General features: G+C 58.0%; 17 protein-coding genes. 5 read left to right on the top strand and 12 right to left on the bottom strand.

Translation table 11 applies throughout. From position 1 onward, the window contains the following. Positions 1-20 precede the first annotated feature (20 nt). The gene (locus ACR0DT_RS09260) at positions 21-650 is read left to right on the top strand and encodes a LysE family translocator (protein ID WP_480710452.1); all 630 of its coding nucleotides are present in this window, start codon (positions 21-23) and stop codon (positions 648-650) included. 4 nt (positions 651-654) lie between these two features. Here ACR0DT_RS09260 and ACR0DT_RS09255 read toward each other — a convergent pair whose 3' ends face one another. Further along, a complete protein-coding gene (locus ACR0DT_RS09255) occupies positions 655-828 on the bottom strand; it encodes a hypothetical protein (protein WP_480710451.1) in 174 nt (57 codons plus the stop codon). A 321-nt stretch (positions 829-1,149) separates the two neighbouring features. Here ACR0DT_RS09255 and ACR0DT_RS09250 point away from each other — a divergent pair, with 321 nt between their 5' ends. Next, complete coding sequence (locus tag ACR0DT_RS09250) at positions 1,150-1,689, top strand: adenine phosphoribosyltransferase (protein ID WP_480710450.1); 540 nt, start codon at positions 1,150-1,152, stop codon at positions 1,687-1,689. A gap of 167 nt (positions 1,690-1,856) precedes the next feature. After that, positions 1,857-2,339 (top strand): fasciclin domain-containing protein, encoded by a 483-nt coding sequence (locus ACR0DT_RS09245; protein ID WP_480710449.1) that lies wholly within the window; start codon positions 1,857-1,859, stop codon positions 2,337-2,339. A 36-nt stretch (positions 2,340-2,375) separates the two neighbouring features. Here ACR0DT_RS09245 and ACR0DT_RS09240 read toward each other — a convergent pair whose 3' ends face one another. The 11 genes from ACR0DT_RS09240 to coxB form a co-directional block, all read right to left on the bottom strand. Next, positions 2,376-3,791: an FAD-binding oxidoreductase gene (locus tag ACR0DT_RS09240; RefSeq protein ID WP_480710448.1), complete on the bottom strand. Its 1,416-nt coding sequence runs from the start codon at positions 3,789-3,791 to the stop codon at positions 2,376-2,378. A gap of 38 nt (positions 3,792-3,829) precedes the next feature. Next, entirely contained in the window at positions 3,830-4,648 is an 819-nt protein-coding gene (locus tag ACR0DT_RS09235; RefSeq protein WP_480710447.1) for an MBL fold metallo-hydrolase, read from the bottom strand. Positions 4,649-4,749: 101 nt separating this feature from the next. After that, positions 4,750-5,334 (bottom strand): GNAT family N-acetyltransferase, encoded by a 585-nt coding sequence (locus ACR0DT_RS09230; RefSeq protein WP_480710446.1) that lies wholly within the window; start codon positions 5,332-5,334, stop codon positions 4,750-4,752. Beyond that, positions 5,334-6,596 (bottom strand): M16 family metallopeptidase, encoded by a 1,263-nt coding sequence (locus ACR0DT_RS09225; protein ID WP_480710445.1) that lies wholly within the window; start codon positions 6,594-6,596, stop codon positions 5,334-5,336. The genes ACR0DT_RS09230 and ACR0DT_RS09225 overlap by 1 nt, the downstream gene beginning before the upstream one ends. Beyond that, complete coding sequence (gene thrC / locus ACR0DT_RS09220) at positions 6,593-7,981, bottom strand: threonine synthase (RefSeq protein WP_480710444.1); 1,389 nt, start codon at positions 7,979-7,981, stop codon at positions 6,593-6,595. Before thrC ends, ACR0DT_RS09225 begins: the two co-directional genes overlap by 4 nt. Next, a complete protein-coding gene (locus tag ACR0DT_RS09215) occupies positions 7,978-8,655 on the bottom strand; it encodes an SURF1 family protein (RefSeq protein WP_480710443.1) in 678 nt (225 codons plus the stop codon). The genes thrC and ACR0DT_RS09215 overlap by 4 nt, the downstream gene beginning before the upstream one ends. A 167-nt stretch (positions 8,656-8,822) precedes the next feature. Beyond that, positions 8,823-9,638 (bottom strand): cytochrome c oxidase subunit 3, encoded by an 816-nt coding sequence (locus ACR0DT_RS09210; RefSeq protein WP_480710442.1) that lies wholly within the window; start codon positions 9,636-9,638, stop codon positions 8,823-8,825. 22 nt (positions 9,639-9,660) lie between these two features. Beyond that, positions 9,661-10,236 (bottom strand): cytochrome c oxidase assembly protein, encoded by a 576-nt coding sequence (locus ACR0DT_RS09205; protein ID WP_480710441.1) that lies wholly within the window; start codon positions 10,234-10,236, stop codon positions 9,661-9,663. Further along, complete coding sequence (locus ACR0DT_RS09200; protein ID WP_480710440.1) at positions 10,236-10,397, bottom strand: hypothetical protein; 162 nt, start codon at positions 10,395-10,397, stop codon at positions 10,236-10,238. Before ACR0DT_RS09200 ends, ACR0DT_RS09205 begins: the two co-directional genes overlap by 1 nt. Then, positions 10,394-11,350 carry a heme o synthase gene (cyoE, locus tag ACR0DT_RS09195; RefSeq protein ID WP_480710439.1) on the bottom strand — a complete coding sequence of 319 codons (957 nt, stop codon included), beginning with the start codon at positions 11,348-11,350 and terminating at the stop codon, positions 10,394-10,396. Before cyoE ends, ACR0DT_RS09200 begins: the two co-directional genes overlap by 4 nt. A 76-nt stretch (positions 11,351-11,426) precedes the next feature. Beyond that, positions 11,427-12,338 (bottom strand): cytochrome c oxidase subunit II, encoded by a 912-nt coding sequence (gene coxB, locus ACR0DT_RS09190; RefSeq protein WP_480710438.1) that lies wholly within the window; start codon positions 12,336-12,338, stop codon positions 11,427-11,429. A 176-nt stretch (positions 12,339-12,514) separates the two neighbouring features. Here coxB and tldD point away from each other — a divergent pair, with 176 nt between their 5' ends. Together tldD and dprA are read left to right on the top strand one after the other, a co-directional pair. Continuing rightward, the gene (gene tldD / locus ACR0DT_RS09185; protein ID WP_480710437.1) at positions 12,515-13,936 is read left to right on the top strand and encodes a metalloprotease TldD; all 1,422 of its coding nucleotides are present in this window, start codon (positions 12,515-12,517) and stop codon (positions 13,934-13,936) included. A 229-nt stretch (positions 13,937-14,165) separates the two neighbouring features. Next, positions 14,166-15,293, top strand: a complete 1,128-nt coding sequence (dprA, locus tag ACR0DT_RS09180) for a DNA-processing protein DprA (protein WP_480710436.1) — start codon at positions 14,166-14,168, stop codon at positions 15,291-15,293. Positions 15,294-15,370 lie beyond the last annotated feature (77 nt).

Below are 15,370 nucleotides of genomic sequence, written 5' to 3'. Positions count from 1 at the left end.
ACATCAAAACAGGAAACCCCATGTCCCTCGACCTTTGGCTAACCTTCGTGGCCGCATCGACCGCTTTGCTGCTGATCCCCGGCCCGACCGTGTTGCTGGTGCTCAGCTATGCCCTGTCCAAGGGGCGCAGCGTCGCCGTAGCTTCGGCTACCGGTGTCGCGGTCGGGGATCTGGTGGCGATGACTGCCTCGCTGCTGGGATTGGGGGCGTTGGTATTGGCCTCGGCCACGCTGTTTTCAGTACTGAAATGGGTGGGCGCGGCCTATCTTGTCTGGCTGGGTATCAAGCTGTTGCGCAGCGCGCCTTCAGGCGGTTTGGAAACACCAGACACTGGACGAAATGTTACTGCCCACAGCGTCTTCGGTCATGCCGCCGCCGTTACGGCGCTGAACCCTAAGTCCATTGCATTTTTCATTGCCTTCGTGCCGCAATTCCTGCGCCCGTCGGACCCCTTGGGCCCACAGTTCGCCATCTTGATTGCCACGTTTGTGGGCCTAGCCTGGCTTAACGCGCTGGCCTATGCGCTGCTGGCGGATCGGCTCCGCCGGATGATCGGACGCGCCGGAGTCATCACCGCAATGACCCGGTTCGGAGGACTGACTTTGATCGGAATGGGGGTTGCGACAGCGGTGCTGCGTCGCCCGGCCTGAGGGTTCAACTCGCTTCGTGTTCCTTCATGAACCCACGGATGAACCGCCGTATTTCGCGCGCGGCTGACGTATCCAATTCCCTGCACAATTCCACAAACGCGTCCCGTTCATCCTTATCCAGACGCAGGACTAACTGACTGTTTTTCTTGTTAGACCCTTTACCGTCTTTCTTCGCCATCCGTCTTTTCCCCGTCCAACTCTTGATTCTATTTGAGATGCATTGTATATACATCGCATAGAAATTGTAGTTATCGAGCACCTAACAATAAAAAAGGATTATGGCAATGAACCTTCATGCTGCTCAGGCATTTCTTTTGCGAGACCAACGCAATTGGCGTAAACCACATCTGTCGTGGTTGCCCACGGCACTGTATCGGTATTACGGACTGCCAAAGGCCAATCCGGACCGTCGCAAGTAAGACGGCGGCAATCTTTTCTTGCAAGGCTGCCCCCAATCGGCCAAACACGCCCGCGTGTTTTGACGCCAGAGAGGTTGGCCATGTCCAGAAACAAGTCGGTCAAGGATTACATCCGAACCATCGTCGATTTCCCGCATGAGGGAATCATGTTCCGGGACGTCACTACCCTGTTTGCCGACCCACGTGGCTTCCGCATGGCAATCGACCAGATGTTGCACCCTTACGCAGGTGAACGAATTGACAAGGTGGTTGGCCTTGAGGCGCGCGGTTTCATTCTGGGCGGCGCCATCGCCCACCAGCTGAGCGTTGGATTTGTACCGATCCGCAAAAAAGGCAAGCTGCCCGGCACCACCATCAGCCAGGACTACAAACTGGAATATGGTGAGGCCATTGTTGAAATACATGATGACGCCATTCTGCCGGGTGAGAAAATCCTGGTCGTCGACGACCTCCTGGCCACCGGCGGCACCGCCGCGGCCGGGATCAAACTGATTGAACGACTGGGGGGGGAGATTGTCTCGTGTTCCTTCATCATTGATCTACCGGAACTGGGCGGCCGCAAACTGCTAGAGGACATGGGCATGGACGTGCATATTTTGTGCGAATTCGAGGGGCTTTAAACGCTCAATCTCACAAAATCGTGAATAGACTTCTGAACAGACACGGGCTTAGCGCGGCACCGCCCAAGTTCAACCCAATCTCATAGACACATTCATTGATCTTATTGCTAAGATCAGCCGTACCTTTGTTGATGCCGTCGAAGGCATTCCAACAAGGGAATTGTAACATGTTTCGCAAACTCGCTATCGCCGGAGTTGTCGGCCTGCTCGTTAGCACGTCGGCACACGCAGATGGTCACTCAAAGGATATCGTTGACACCGCCGTCGGCGCCGGCAGCTTTGAAACTCTCGTCGCCGCCGTTCAAGCCGCCGAGTTGGTGGATACGCTGAAGGGTGAAGGCCCATTCACCGTCTTCGCACCCACGGATGAGGCATTTGCCGCCCTTCCAGAAGGCACCGTCGAGACGCTGCTGAAGCCTGAAAACAAAGATCAGCTCGTCGCGGTCCTGACCTATCACGTGGTTCCGGGCAAGGTGATGTCGGGCGATCTGTCTGATGACATGACCGCCGCGACCGTACAGGGCGGAGACATAACCATTGATCTGGACAACGGTGTGATGGTGAATGATGCCAATGTCGTACAAGCCGACATCGAGACGTCAAACGGTGTGATCCACGTGATTGACAAGGTCATCCTGCCGAACTCGTAAATGCCCCGGCACGGCCTGGGTGATGCCGGGCCGTGTCTAAGACCTCAAAACCGCGCCTGGATTCATGATCCCCTGCGGGTCCAGCGCGGTTTTGATGGCGCGCATTGTAGACAGCTTTGTCGCGTCGCCATACCTTTCAAGATCATCGGCTTTCAAACGTCCTACCCCGTGCTCGGCACTTACCGAGCCGCCAAACACATCTACCAGATCATGTACGGCGTGTTTGACAGCCTGCCTTTCGTCATCAAATTCCGAACGATTGTGTCCCGAGGGCGGAAACACGTTGTAGTGCAGGTTGCCATCGCCAACGTGCCCAAAGCAGTTGATACGGAATGGCCCAAGCGCGGCCACCACCTCGGCGCCCTGCTGAATGAATTCGGGAATTCGTGATATCGGGACCGAGATATCGTGGCTGGATACCGACCCAATCAGTCGGTTGGCTTCAGGAATACGTTCGCGAACGGCCCACAGGTCCCTACGCTGTGCCTCATTCTGCGCAATGACCGCATCGCCGACAAGGCCAGCATCGTCTGCAGCGACATAAAGCTTTTCCAGCGCCTCCGAAGTCGAATGCCCCGCAAACAATCCAAGTTCGATCAGAACGCACCATTCGGGCTGCGTAGCAAACGGCTGGCGCACATCCGGCAGAACCTCGGTCAGGAATTGCAATCCCTGTCTGTGGATCAGCTCAAATGTACTGACCCCATCGCCCAGTTGATCGTGGGCCAACGACAGCAGATCAATCGCCGCTTGAGCTGAGGCAACCTGCAGCATCGCGGTCCCTACCGCCTCTGGCTGCGGGTACAGCTTCAACGAAGCTGCTGTTATGATCCCCAACGTGCCCTCGGCCCCGACCAGCAGATTACGCAGGTCATAGCCGGTGTTGTCCTTGCGCAACCGGCTGAGCCCGTGCCAGATTTCACCGCTGGGCAAAACCGCTTCCAACCCCAGACAGAGGTCGCGCGCATTGCCATAGCGCAGCACGTTGACCCCACCCGCATTGGTGGCAAGGTTGCCCCCGATCCGGCACGATCCTTGCGCCGCAAGGGCCAAGGGGAAAAGCCGGTTGGCCTCTTCCGCTGCGGCCTGTACATCAGCCAGAATGGCACCCGCCTCGGCAATCAGAATATTCTCGGTCGGGTACACCGCCCGAATGGCCGTCATCCGTTCCAGTGAGATCACAAGAGGCGCAGGCCCGTCCGGCATCACCTGACCGCCCACCAACCCTGTGCCGCCGCCATAAGGTACCACCGGCACCCGCATGTCTGCGGCCAGACGCACCAATGTCGACACTTCGTCAACCGTGCGCGGTAAGGCTAACAAACCCACATGTCCGGCAAAACGCCGACGCGGCTCTTCCAGATAACGTTCCGCAACCGGGCGCAGAATGTGATCGCCCAGATCAGCCCGGATCAGACGGGCCAGATTCTCATCGGCAGGATTCAGTGTCATGCCACTTCATCGCCCAAGCAGGTGCGTCCCGACAACCCCTATTCCAGATCAATCAGGTGGCGTGGCTCCAACACGACCACAGTCGGCTGGCTTGGCAGAGTGCGCAGCGACACGGTGATCTCGGTCACTCCCTTGCGTTCGACCGGAAAATCATTGCGGATATCGACCAGAAACCGGTCCAGCGAAAAGCCCGAGAACCAGTGCATCGGAATGATGACCGAGCTTTCCAGCCGTTTCAGTACCGAAATCATTTCGGGCAGAGGCATCGTCGTTCCCCCATCCACGGCCGCCATTACAACGTCCAACCGCCCTAGCGCCGCGAATTGTTCGTCTGAAGGGATATGGTGCAGATGGCCCAAATGGCCGATGCACAGCCCTTCGACCTCGAACACAAAAATTGAATTGCCACGCTCTTCGACGCCACCATACGCAGATCGGATATCGGTCGAGACATTGCGAACGAGCATTTCGCCCAGATCGAGGTAGTGTTCTATCCCCTGCCCGAACTCTCCCCACCCCGGCAAAACATGCGGGATCGCCGGATCGGGATGAGCCGTCCAATGGGTGCTGTGGGCATGGTTCATGGTAACTACATCCGGAATCAGATCGGCGCTGCCGATGAAGCCGGTAAAATCCGTTACCGCATTCAACCCACCTTGGGTCTGGATCAGAAAAGAGGCGTGGGCGATATAGCTGATCCGCACAGAGTATTCCGGGATTGGGTCTTGCCACGCCGCCTTGTGAATATATTCAATCCCCGGCGCGGCATCCGCGATGGCGATACAATGGCTCGGCTGCCGCTCCTGCGCTGCAGCCCCGCCCGAGATCACCATCAATGCCGCAACAATCCAGCGCATGGGAGTAGTGTAGCGCAGAACGCAAACAAGTCATGCCCCTTGTTCATCTGGCCAAAAATACCCCGAGGGAGGCGTGGCTTGCCTCGCCGGGGGCAAAGCCCCTAGCCCGCGTCGGTCTTGCCGCGCCGGTCCGACCGTAGGCTGGCATACAGAACATGGGTTCGCCACCGCCCGTTGATCTGCAGATAAGATTGTGCCACGCCTTCGTACTTAAAGCCCGAGCTTTCCAGCAACCCACGCGAGGGTTTGTTTTCCGGCAGGCAGGCGGCCTCGATCCGGCTAAGATCCAGACGGGTGAAGGCATAGTGGACAACCGCCCCAATCGCCTCGCGCATATACCCATTGCGGGCAAAGGCCTGACCGGTCCAATAGCCAAGCGTTCCTGCCTGTGCTGGACCCCGGCGCACGTTGTCCAGCGTGATCGCCCCGATCAAAACATCATCGGAGCGGCGAAACAGGAACAATGGAATTGCCGTGCCACTGGCCACTGAACGCTGCGCCCAATACACCCGGTTGGTGAAAGACTTGCGCGTAAGATGATCCTTGGCCCAGATCGGCTCCCACGGGGTGAGGTATTCTTTGGACGCTCGCCGCAGCGCCGCCCAATCGTTGAAGTCAGAATGGACGGGCGGGCGCAGGCTCAGGCGCTCGGTCTCGAGTTTCAGCTTGCGTCTGCCCAACAGCATCACGCCGCACGCCTCTCCTGCAATTCAGCCAGCGTCGGCGCGCCCGACACCGGGCCATATAGCGCCAGCGCAGCGGGCGCTTTCACTGCCATCTGTTCGGCAAAGCTTCGCACATCCGCAGTGCTAACCGCATCAATTTTGGCGACCGTATCTTCAAGCGAGGGTACACGTCCCCAAATCTGTACCAGCCGCGCCAGACGTTCAGCGCGGTTCGAGGGGCTTTCCAGACCCATCAGCATCCCGGCCTTCATCTGGGCACGCGCGCGGGCGACCTCCTGCGGGCTCATATCTTCGGCGGCACGCTTCATCTCATCTATGGTGATTGTGGCCAGTTCGCCCACCTGATCCGCCGAAGTTCCGGCATAGATCGTGGTCGTGCCCGTATCGGCATAGGCCCCTGTCTGGGCAAAGATCATATAGCAAAGCCCGCGCGTTTCCCGCACTTCTTGGAACAGGCGCGAGGACATGCCCCCGCCCAAAGCTGTCGAATAGATCTGCGCCGTGTAGATCGCATCGTCGCGATAACCGGGGCTTTCCAGCGCCAGCGCGAAATGAGCCTGTTCCAGTTCTTTTTCCTGCCGCGCTTCGCCACCAGTGAACCGCGCTGTCTCGGGGATCAGCCCCTTGCGTGGTTGAAGATGACCAAACATCTCTTCGGCCATATTCATCAGCGCATCATGATCCACGGCGCCAGCCGCAGACAAGATCATCTGTTCCGGCCCGTAATGCTCGGCCACGAAACCCGAAAGATCCTCTCGCGAAAAGGCGCTGACTCGCTCGGTCGGGCCAAGGATAGTGCGACCCAAGGGCTGATCGTGATAGCTCTGCTCTTGCAACCAGTCGAAAATCACGTCGTCCGGTGTGTCATATGCCTGACCGATTTCCTGCAGGATCACACCGCGCTCAACCTCGATCTCGCGCGGATCGAAGACCGGGTTTAGAACGATGTCACCAATCACGTCCATCGCCAGTGCCACATCGTCTTTCAGAACGCGCGCGTAATAGGCCGTCACTTCGCGCGACGTATAGGCGTTGATATACCCGCCCACATCCTCGATCGCTTCGGCGATCTGCAGCGCGGTCCGGCGCTCGGTTCCCTTGAAGGCCATGTGCTCAAGGAAATGCGCAATACCGTTCTGCTCGATCCGCTCATGCCGCCCACCGGCGGTTACCCAGATGCCGATGGCCGCCGATTGCAGCCCCGGCATGTGCTCACTGACGATACGAAATCCGTTCTTCAGTTGGTCTTGTCTGACAGTCACTCAGCAATATGCCTTTTAATATGATCCTCGATGGCGCCCAGATCATTGGCGATGCGGGTCACCCGTTCCGGACGTTCATACAGATCTGACATGCGGGATGGAAGAGGCGGATGCACGTCGCTTGCCTTCTCGACCGCAGCCGGGAATTTTGCCGGATGTGCGGTGGCCAGTGTAATCATCGGGACATCCGCCGCGCAGTGATCTTCGGCAACTTTGATGCCCACGGCGGTATGCGGGCAAACCAACTCGGCACTATGGGTTAGCGTAGCCTTGATCGTGGCCAGAGTTTCACCCTCGGACACGCGGCCCGAGTCGAAATTCTCGCGCAGCGTTTCCGTCGCGCCCTGGCTGACGTTGAAGCCGCCATTCTTGAGCTCATCCATCAATTGCGCCACGACAGCACCATCCTCGCCATAGGCATAGTACAGCGCGCGCTCAAAATTCGAGCTGACCTGAATATCCATCGACGGGCTGATCGAGGGGATGGTGTCGCCCTTGAAGTACCCTTCGCCGGACAGGCAGCGGTGCAGGATGTCGTTCTGGTTGGTCGCCACAACCAGACGATCAATAGGCAGACCCATGCACTTGGCAATGTAGCCCGCGAAAATGTCTCCGAAATTGCCGGTCGGCACGGTGAAGCTGACCTTGCGATGCGGCGCCCCCAGGTTGGTCGCCGCCGAGAAATAGTAAACAACCTGCGCCAGAACCCGAGCAAAGTTGATCGAGTTCACACCCGCCAGTTTCACCCCATCGCGAAAGTCGAAATCGTTGAACATGTCCTTCACGGCGGCCTGACAATCATCGAAGTCACCATCAACGGCCAAGGCATGCACATTGCTGTCAGCAGGCGTGGTCATTTGGCGGCGCTGCACCTCGGACACGCGACCATGGGGGAACAGGATGAACACGTCTACGGCGTCGAGCCCACGAAACGCTTCGATAGCTGCCGAGCCGGTATCTCCACTGGTGGCACCCACGATGGTCACGCGGTCTCCACGTCGCTTCAGCGCCACCTGGAACAACTGACCGATCAGTTGCATGGCAAAGTCCTTAAAGGCCAGCGTTGGACCGTGAAACAGCTCCAGCAGGAAGTGGTTCTCGTTCAGTTGCTTCAGCGGAGCGCGGGCATCATGACCAAATCCCTCATACGCGCGAGCGATAATCGCCTTGAACTCATCTTCGGCAAAGGACCCACTGACATAGGGCCACATCACCCGAAAGGCGATTTCCTCATAAGGCAATCCTGCCAGCGCCGCGATCTCATCCTGGCTCATCACCGGGATCTCGGCGGGCAGGTACAGACCACCATCTCGGGCCAGCCCGGTCAGCATCGCCTCTTCAAATGTCAGTTCCGGCGCTTGGCCACGTGTCGAGATGTATTTCATTGCGCTTCACTCTTTGAAGGGGCGCGGCTGCGCCACAGGAAGTAAACGGTCATCGCGGCCCAGACCAGAGCCAGACCAAACCAGGTCACTGCATATTGCAGGTGGTCATTCGGAATGCCTGCGGAGTCAACAGGCAGAGGGGTAATTTCCGCGTCGGTGCGCGATCGCGCGATCAGCATCGCAGGTTCCGTATTCAACGCGGCAGCCAATGCGGGTACATCCCGGGCGAACCAGATGTTGTCGTCCAAATCGGCCTCGGGCGTATAGCCATCAATCTCTTCTGGCCAATGAAGGTTACCCGTCACGTCCATCGCTCCAATTCGACGTTCCGCGGCTTTGGCCGTAGTGGGCACGAACCCACGATCCACCAAAATGGTGCGATCACCCGTTTGAAAAGGTGCAATGATGCGATAGCCGGGGCCGACCTGTTTGACCGAGACCAAGACGTGAACTTCGCCCGGCAGCATCTGCCCCGAGATCGTAACGGGCAGATATCTGTCAACTTCACGGTCGGGCTCCGCAGGCAGCGGCATGGGATCTCCGGCAATACGGCCGTCAATATCAGCCAGCAAACCCTCTTTCCACGACAGCCGATTTACCTGCCACACGCCCAGCGACAACAGGATAGCCAGACCGGCAACTCCGAAAATCAGCAGGAACAGGATACGGCGCATGTCAGAACCAAGTTTCGTTGCACAAAAGGGATCAGAACCGGCGTCTTGTTAAGGGCTGCACAGGCGCAATTGCAACCATGCAATTGTATGGGGCGCAATCTTGCGCCCCGGATAGAGAAAAAGCCGCCCCCGCGGGCGGCTTTTGCAATTTAATAGCCTGACTGGCGTTACATCAGCGGGGCCTGACCCCAGATGTAGACGGCGAAGAAAAGGAACAGCCAGACGACATCAACAAAGTGCCAGTACCATGCCGCTGCTTCAAATCCGACATGCTTTTCAGGAGTGAAGTCTCCGCGCAGTGCTCGGATCAGACAGACGCTCAGGAAGATCGTTCCGATGATCACGTGTGCACCGTGAAAACCGGTCGCCATGAAGAAATTCGAATAGAATTGATCGCCTCCAAACTCCCAACCTTCGTGGGCAAGCAGTTCATAGTATTCAAACGCCTGCAGGAAGGTAAACGCGATACCCAGCACGATGCCGATGGCCAGACCGTTGATCAACGCCTTGCGGTCATTGTCATGGACCAGCGCGTGGTGTGCCCAGGTGATTGCACAGCCCGACAGCAGCAGAACCAGCGTGTTGATCAGAGGCAGGTGGAACGGGTCGACCGCGTGGATATCCGGCTGGATGTATTCCGTACCGGCATAATCGTACATCGGGTACATGCGGTGTTTGAAGAACGACCAGAACCAGGCAAAGAAGAACATCACCTCGGACATCACAAACAGGATGAACCCGTAACGCAAACCTATGCGTACCACCGGCGTGTGATCACCAGCGCGGCTTTCAGCCACAACCTCGGACCACCAGGCGAACATGGTGTACAGCACGGCGACAAGGCCAGCCCAGAACAAGAACGGCGTAATACCGTGCATCCAAAGGACGGCTCCGAACAGCATCACAAAGCCACCGATCGCGCCGATCAGTGGCCAGATCGACGGGGCCAGAATGTGATAATCATGGTTTTTTGCGTGTGCCATCAGCGTCCCTCACCTACAGGCGTTAGTTCGTGTTTGTATCTGCCTGCTCATCCAGGGCGGCGTAGCCCTCGGGCAGGTCTATTTCGTAGAATGTATACGACAGAGTAATCGTATGAATATACTTGGCTTCCAGATCCTCGACGATTTCCGGGTCGACGAAGAAGGTTACGGGCATCTGCACCCGTTCACCGGGTTGCAGCACCTGCTCTTCAAAGCAGAAACAGGCGATTTTTTGAAAATACCCACCGGCCGAATACGGCGCGACGTTGTAAGACGCTTGCCCGGCAATCGGACGGTCGGTCGGGTTGTGGGCTTCGTAAAAGGCCAGTCCGGTCTCACCGATGCGCACTTCCATCTCACGCTCGACCGGTTTGAACTCCCACGCCATGCCTTTGGCTTTCGAGGCGTCAAAGCGCACGGTAACCTTGCGGTCCAGAATATCCTCGGGCGCGGTTTCGGCTACACCAACCGTGCCGCCAAAACCAGTGACCCTGCAGAACCAGTCGTAAAACGGCACCGCCGCCCAGGCCAAGCCTCCCATCAACACGACCACACTGACCGTCTGCATCACCGTTTTTTGCGGACCGGACAAAGGCATCAGTTCTGCACCTCTTGCACAGACTGACCCAGGCTTGTGCCCGAGACCTTTACGATCGTCAGCCCGAAAATGATCACGATGAAGGCAGCCAGAGTCAGTCCCACCCCCAGATTGCGGCTGAACCGGCGTTGATGCAGTTCATGGCTTTTGCGTAGGCTCATGACCATCCTCCCAACCCATAGGGTTTCAGCAGTGCTTCGGCCAGAATCGCACCGAAATGCAGGAACAGGTAGAGCAGCGAAAGCTTGAAGAAAGAACGCTCGACCTTGAAGTTATCGGCCTCCGAGTCATCCTCGGTCCGGCGCGAAATCCGCCATGCACCGCGCAGGAACAGGGCGTTCATCACAACCGCAACCGCCAGATAGATCGGACCGCCAATGCCCGAGAACGCGGTGCCAACCGCCAGCAGAGCCAGCAGCACGGTATAGACAAGAATATGCCAGCGCGTCGCGCGGCGACCGTGGGTCACGGTCAGCATCGGCACACCCGCATCGTCGTAATCCGAGCGCATGAACAGCGCCAGTGCCCAAAAATGCGGCGGGGTCCACATGAAAGTCAGGGCGAACATCAGCCACGGTTCAAGCGTCATTGATCCCGTGGCCGCGACCCAACCGATCACCGGTGGGAAGGCCCCTGCCGCACCACCGATCACGATGTTCTGAGGCGTCGAACGTTTCAGCCACATAGTGTAGACGACAACATAGAAAAAGATGGTGAAGCCCAGGAAAGCTCCGGCGAACCAATTGGTCGCCAGACCCAGCATGATCACCGACAAGCCAGACAGCGCCAAACCGATGGCCATTGCCTCGCCAGCGTCCACTTTACCGGACGGAATCGGGCGGCCCTTGGTGCGCTTCATAACTTTATCGATATCCGCATCCCACCACATGTTCAGCGCGCCCGAGGCACCGCCGCCAATGGCAATAAACAAAATGGCGCAGAAGCCAATAAAGGGATGTACCGGCACAGGAGCCGCCAACAGACCAACCAGAGCGGTAAACACCACCAGCGACATGACCCGTGGCTTCAGCAGGGCGAAATAATCGCCAAAGCTGGCCTCGTCCGCGCGGGTCTGCGCGGTTACGGTGCTGGCATTGAAGCTTGCGTCGCTCATTTCGGGTCCTTCTGGGGCGAAAGCTGCGCGATCACCGCGCAGCCTGCATCATGTATTTATCCGGCCGAAGCCAAGATCAGTTCGAGGCAACCTGATAGGCTGCGGGCTGGCCTGCATACTCTTCCAGAGCGCCTTGCAGCCATTGCTCATATGCCTCTTCGCTGACCACTTTGACGGTTATCGGCATATAGGCGTGGTCCTTGCCGCACAGTTCCGAACACTGACCGAAGTAAACGCCTTCTTTGTCAGCCTGGAACCACAGCTCTGCCAGACGACCCGGGACGCCGTCCTGCTTTACGCCGAAGGACGGAATGGTCCACGAGTGGATTACGTCCGAAGCCGTCACCTGCATAACAATGATCTTACCAACGGGCACAACAACGGCGGTATCGGTAGCCAGCAACCATTCGTCATCGCTGTAACCGGCATCAGCCAGCTTGGCACGCATTGCATCATCCAGAACAAACGGGGTTACGTCGGCATCCGCCGGGCGGGCACCTTCGTCCAGAGTCGCGGGGTGGCCCAGCAGGTAGCTGTCGAACGCAAAGTCGTGATCAACATATTCGTAAGTCCAATACCACTGGTTGCCCACCACTTTGATGACAACGTCGCCTTCGGGAATCTCCTGCTGTTTGAACAGCACCGGCAGTGAGAACGCACCGATAAAGACCAGAACAAGAATCGGCCCCAGCGTCCAGGCGATTTCAACAGGGGTATAGTGCGAGAATCGCGCTGGCGTTGGGTTTACGCGCTGATTGTAGCGCATGATACAGTAGACCAGCAGGCCCGCGACCAGCAAACAGATGACGGTGATGATCACCAGAATCATCGCATCCAGGTTGTGAATCCCTTCGGCAAGGTCTGTGGCTGCAGGCTGGAAATTTACACCGCCGGGAACCGGCTTGCCAATAATCTCAAGCTCCTGAGCCATGGCGGGAAGGCTGGAGAGGGCTGTCATGAACCCCGAAAGCATCAAAGCATTCTTCATTTTCTGTCCTGATCGTCTGATCTTAGCTTCTCTGGCGAAAAGGTGTGAATCAGTCGCACCTCTCCCGTTGTCTTTGGCCGCGTTAAAAACCATATTCCGGCGGGTAGATAAAGCAAAATGCTTGCGTCAAACAGACGCTATTTTTGATCTGGATCAAACTCGAAAGGTCCCAACCGATGCCCAATGATCCGTTTCGCCCGTTTGAAACCGTTCTTCCGCAAGACGAAGCGCTTGCGGTTTTGCAGTCAGCCACAGCCGGCGCCGAGGACGGAGAGTTGTTTGTCGAGCGGCGGAAATCCGAGTCTCTGGTCTTTGACGACGGGCGCTTAAAGACGGCGTCCTATGATGCTTCCGAAGGTTTCGGCTTGCGGGCGGTGCAAGGTGAAGTGGCGGGTTATGCGCATTCCACCGACGTGTCGATCCCGGCATTGAAGCGAGCCGCAGAAACGGCGCGTTTGGCAGTTGGCGACGGTGGCGGCACGTTGGCCGAGGCGCCGCGCGCCACCAACGCGCGACTTTATACTGACGAAGACCCGATCGAATCCGCAAGTTTCCCGGTGAAAATCGAGACCCTGCGCGAGATAGACGCCTTTTCCCGCGATCTTGACCCGCGCGTTGTGCAGGTCAGTGCCACCATCGCCGCTGCTGTGCAGGAGGTTGAGATTCTGCGCCCCGACGGTGTCCTGGTTCGCGATGTGCGCCCGATGACCCGGCTGAATATCTCGGTCATTGTCGAACAGAACGGTCGCCGCGAAAGCGGCTCGGCCGGTGGCGGTGGTCGCGTGGGACTGGATGGCCTGATCGACTCATCCGACTGGCAAGACAAGGCGCGTGAAGCCCTGCGGATCGCCTTGGTCAATCTGGACGCCGTCCCTGCCCCGGCTGGCGTGATGGAGGTGGCCCTCGGCCCCGGCTGGCCCGGTATTCTATTGCACGAGGCCATTGGTCACGGGCTGGAAGGCGATTTCAACCGCAAGGGCAGTTCCGCCTTCGCTGGCCTGATGGGGCAACAAATCGCATCAAAAGGCGTGACCGTCGTGGATGACGGTACGATTGCTGATCGTCGGGGGTCGATCACTGTGGATGACGAAGGTACGCCCAGTTCGCGGACAGTGCTGATCGAAGATGGCGTTTTGACGGGCTATATGCAGGACCGTCAGAATGCGCGTCTGATGAATGTGTCGGCCACTGGGAACGGGCGGCGGCAAAGCTATGCGCATAAACCAATGCCACGAATGACCAATACTGTGATGCTGGGCGGCAACGCCGATCCGGCTTCACTTGTGGCGGATATCAAAGACGGTATCTGGGCCGTGGGCTTTGGCGGTGGGCAGGTTGATATCACCAACGGCAAGTTCGTGTTCTCTTGCACTGAAGCGTACCGCGTCGAGAACGGCAAGATTGGCGCTCCGGTCAAAGGTGCAACCTTGATCGGTGACGGGCCATCCGCCCTGAACCGCATCAGAGGGCTTGGCAATGATATGGCACTTGATCCTGGCATGGGCACCTGCGGAAAAGATGGCCAATGGGTGCCAGTGGGCGTCGGCCAGCCAACCGTTCTGATGGACGGCCTGACCGTCGGCGGATCGGCCGCCTGACACAGAATCGGTCACGGATAAGGTTAACCCCGCGCTTCGACGATCACCAAACATTGACGCCGGCTTGAAGATCCACCTTTCGAGTCGGCGCTTTATTTTTCAAATAATATCTGACACTTACGTAGAATTACGCGTCAACTCAGGAAAATTATCCGAATAATTTGACAGGATTCACAAGCTGTTAACCCCCTCAGTCGTAAACCAGTTCTGCAATCAGGCGGAGCATCGGATGACTGAAGAGCAGCATTCTTCCTATCACCCCACACTCCCACCCACCACGGAAGAGGATCGGTTTTCCTGGCTTCGTCTGTTGCGCTCTCGCAAGGTTGGCCCGGCGACGTTTCGTCGGCTGCTGCGGGAACATGGCTCGGCGCAGAACGCGCTGGCCGCACTGCCTGAAATGGCACGTGCTGCCGGAATAAAAGGGTATGAAATTTGCCCGCCCGGCGTGGTTGAGGCGGAACTCAAGGCCGCAAAAGCTGCAAATGCGCAGCTTTTGTGCCTTGGGTCCGTTGATTTCCCGAATGCCCTAAACGATCTGACCGATGCCCCGCCGATGCTGTGGGCCATTGGCGATGTGTCTGTGTTGCGTACACCGTCTATCGCGTTGGTCGGGGCGCGCAATTGCTCATCTCTGGGCGCGCGGATGGCACGCGGTCTGGCGTCTGAACTAGGCAAACAAGGGTTTGTCGTGGTCTCGGGTCTTGCGCGCGGGATTGATACCTCGGCGCATATGGCGGCACTGGACACGGGCACTGTGGCGGTCATGGCCGGGGGCGTGGATATGATTTACCCTGCCGAAAACACCGATCTGGCAAAGGATATCGCCCGATCCGGCCTGCGTTTGTCCGAACAACCCATTGGCGTACCCCCCCAAGCCCGGCACTTTCCCCGCCGCAATCGGATCATCTCGGGCTTGGCGCAGGCGGTTGTGGTGGTCGAAGCGGCAGCCAAGTCCGGCAGCTTGATCACCGCGCGGGACGCGCTGGATCAGGGGCGTGAGGTTCTGGCCGTACCTGGCCATCCCTTCGATGCGCGCGCGGCAGGATGTAACCTGTTGATCCGCGACGGGGCAACTTTGGTACGATCAGCAGAAGACGTAATCGAGGCTTTGCCGAAGCAACAGACAGATCTGTTCGAGGCCCCATTGCCCGAAGTAACGCCCACACCCGCCGCGTCTGGGGCGACACTGCATCACGAAATACTGGCACGGCTTGGACCGTCGCCCATTGCCGAAGATCAGCTGATCCGGGATATCGCCGCCACAGCGGGCGAGATTGGCCCAGCGCTGGTCGACCTGGAGCTTGACGGGCGCATCCAACGCCAGCCCGGCGGACTACTGTCCCTGACGGCCTGAGCAGTGTTTCCTCGCTCACGACGAAAAAATATGCGGCTATCGCTCTGAAAACGCCGTTAAATTCCAGTTTTGAAAGG

It is taken from the genome of Ruegeria sp. BI11 (assembly GCF_056538005.1).
This window is presented reverse-complemented; position numbering and strand designations above follow the sequence as displayed.

Excerpts from the sequence above, each read along its gene's own strand:
- ACR0DT_RS09260 (WP_480710452.1), top strand. The coding sequence starts at position 21 with ATGTCCCTCGACCTTTGGCTAACCTTCGTGGCCGCATCGACCGCTTTG.
- ACR0DT_RS09255 (WP_480710451.1), bottom strand. The coding sequence starts at position 828 with ATGGCGAAGAAAGACGGTAAAGGGTCTAACAAGAAAAACAGTCAGTTA.
- ACR0DT_RS09250 (WP_480710450.1), top strand. The coding sequence starts at position 1,150 with ATGTCCAGAAACAAGTCGGTCAAGGATTACATCCGAACCATCGTCGAT.
- ACR0DT_RS09245 (WP_480710449.1), top strand. The coding sequence starts at position 1,857 with ATGTTTCGCAAACTCGCTATCGCCGGAGTTGTCGGCCTGCTCGTTAGC.
- ACR0DT_RS09240 (WP_480710448.1), bottom strand. The coding sequence starts at position 3,791 with ATGACACTGAATCCTGCCGATGAGAATCTGGCCCGTCTGATCCGGGCT.
- ACR0DT_RS09235 (WP_480710447.1), bottom strand. The coding sequence starts at position 4,648 with ATGCGCTGGATTGTTGCGGCATTGATGGTGATCTCGGGCGGGGCTGCA.
- ACR0DT_RS09230 (WP_480710446.1), bottom strand. The coding sequence starts at position 5,334 with ATGCTGTTGGGCAGACGCAAGCTGAAACTCGAGACCGAGCGCCTGAGC.
- thrC (WP_480710444.1), bottom strand. The coding sequence starts at position 7,981 with ATGAAATACATCTCGACACGTGGCCAAGCGCCGGAACTGACATTTGAA.
- ACR0DT_RS09215 (WP_480710443.1), bottom strand. The coding sequence starts at position 8,655 with ATGCGCCGTATCCTGTTCCTGCTGATTTTCGGAGTTGCCGGTCTGGCT.
- ACR0DT_RS09210 (WP_480710442.1), bottom strand. The coding sequence starts at position 9,638 with ATGGCACACGCAAAAAACCATGATTATCACATTCTGGCCCCGTCGATC.
- ACR0DT_RS09205 (WP_480710441.1), bottom strand. The coding sequence starts at position 10,236 with ATGCCTTTGTCCGGTCCGCAAAAAACGGTGATGCAGACGGTCAGTGTG.
- ACR0DT_RS09200 (WP_480710440.1), bottom strand. The coding sequence starts at position 10,397 with ATGAGCCTACGCAAAAGCCATGAACTGCATCAACGCCGGTTCAGCCGC.
- cyoE (WP_480710439.1), bottom strand. The coding sequence starts at position 11,350 with ATGAGCGACGCAAGCTTCAATGCCAGCACCGTAACCGCGCAGACCCGC.
- coxB (WP_480710438.1), bottom strand. The coding sequence starts at position 12,338 with ATGAAGAATGCTTTGATGCTTTCGGGGTTCATGACAGCCCTCTCCAGC.
- tldD (WP_480710437.1), top strand. The coding sequence starts at position 12,515 with ATGCCCAATGATCCGTTTCGCCCGTTTGAAACCGTTCTTCCGCAAGAC.
- dprA (WP_480710436.1), top strand. The coding sequence starts at position 14,166 with ATGACTGAAGAGCAGCATTCTTCCTATCACCCCACACTCCCACCCACC.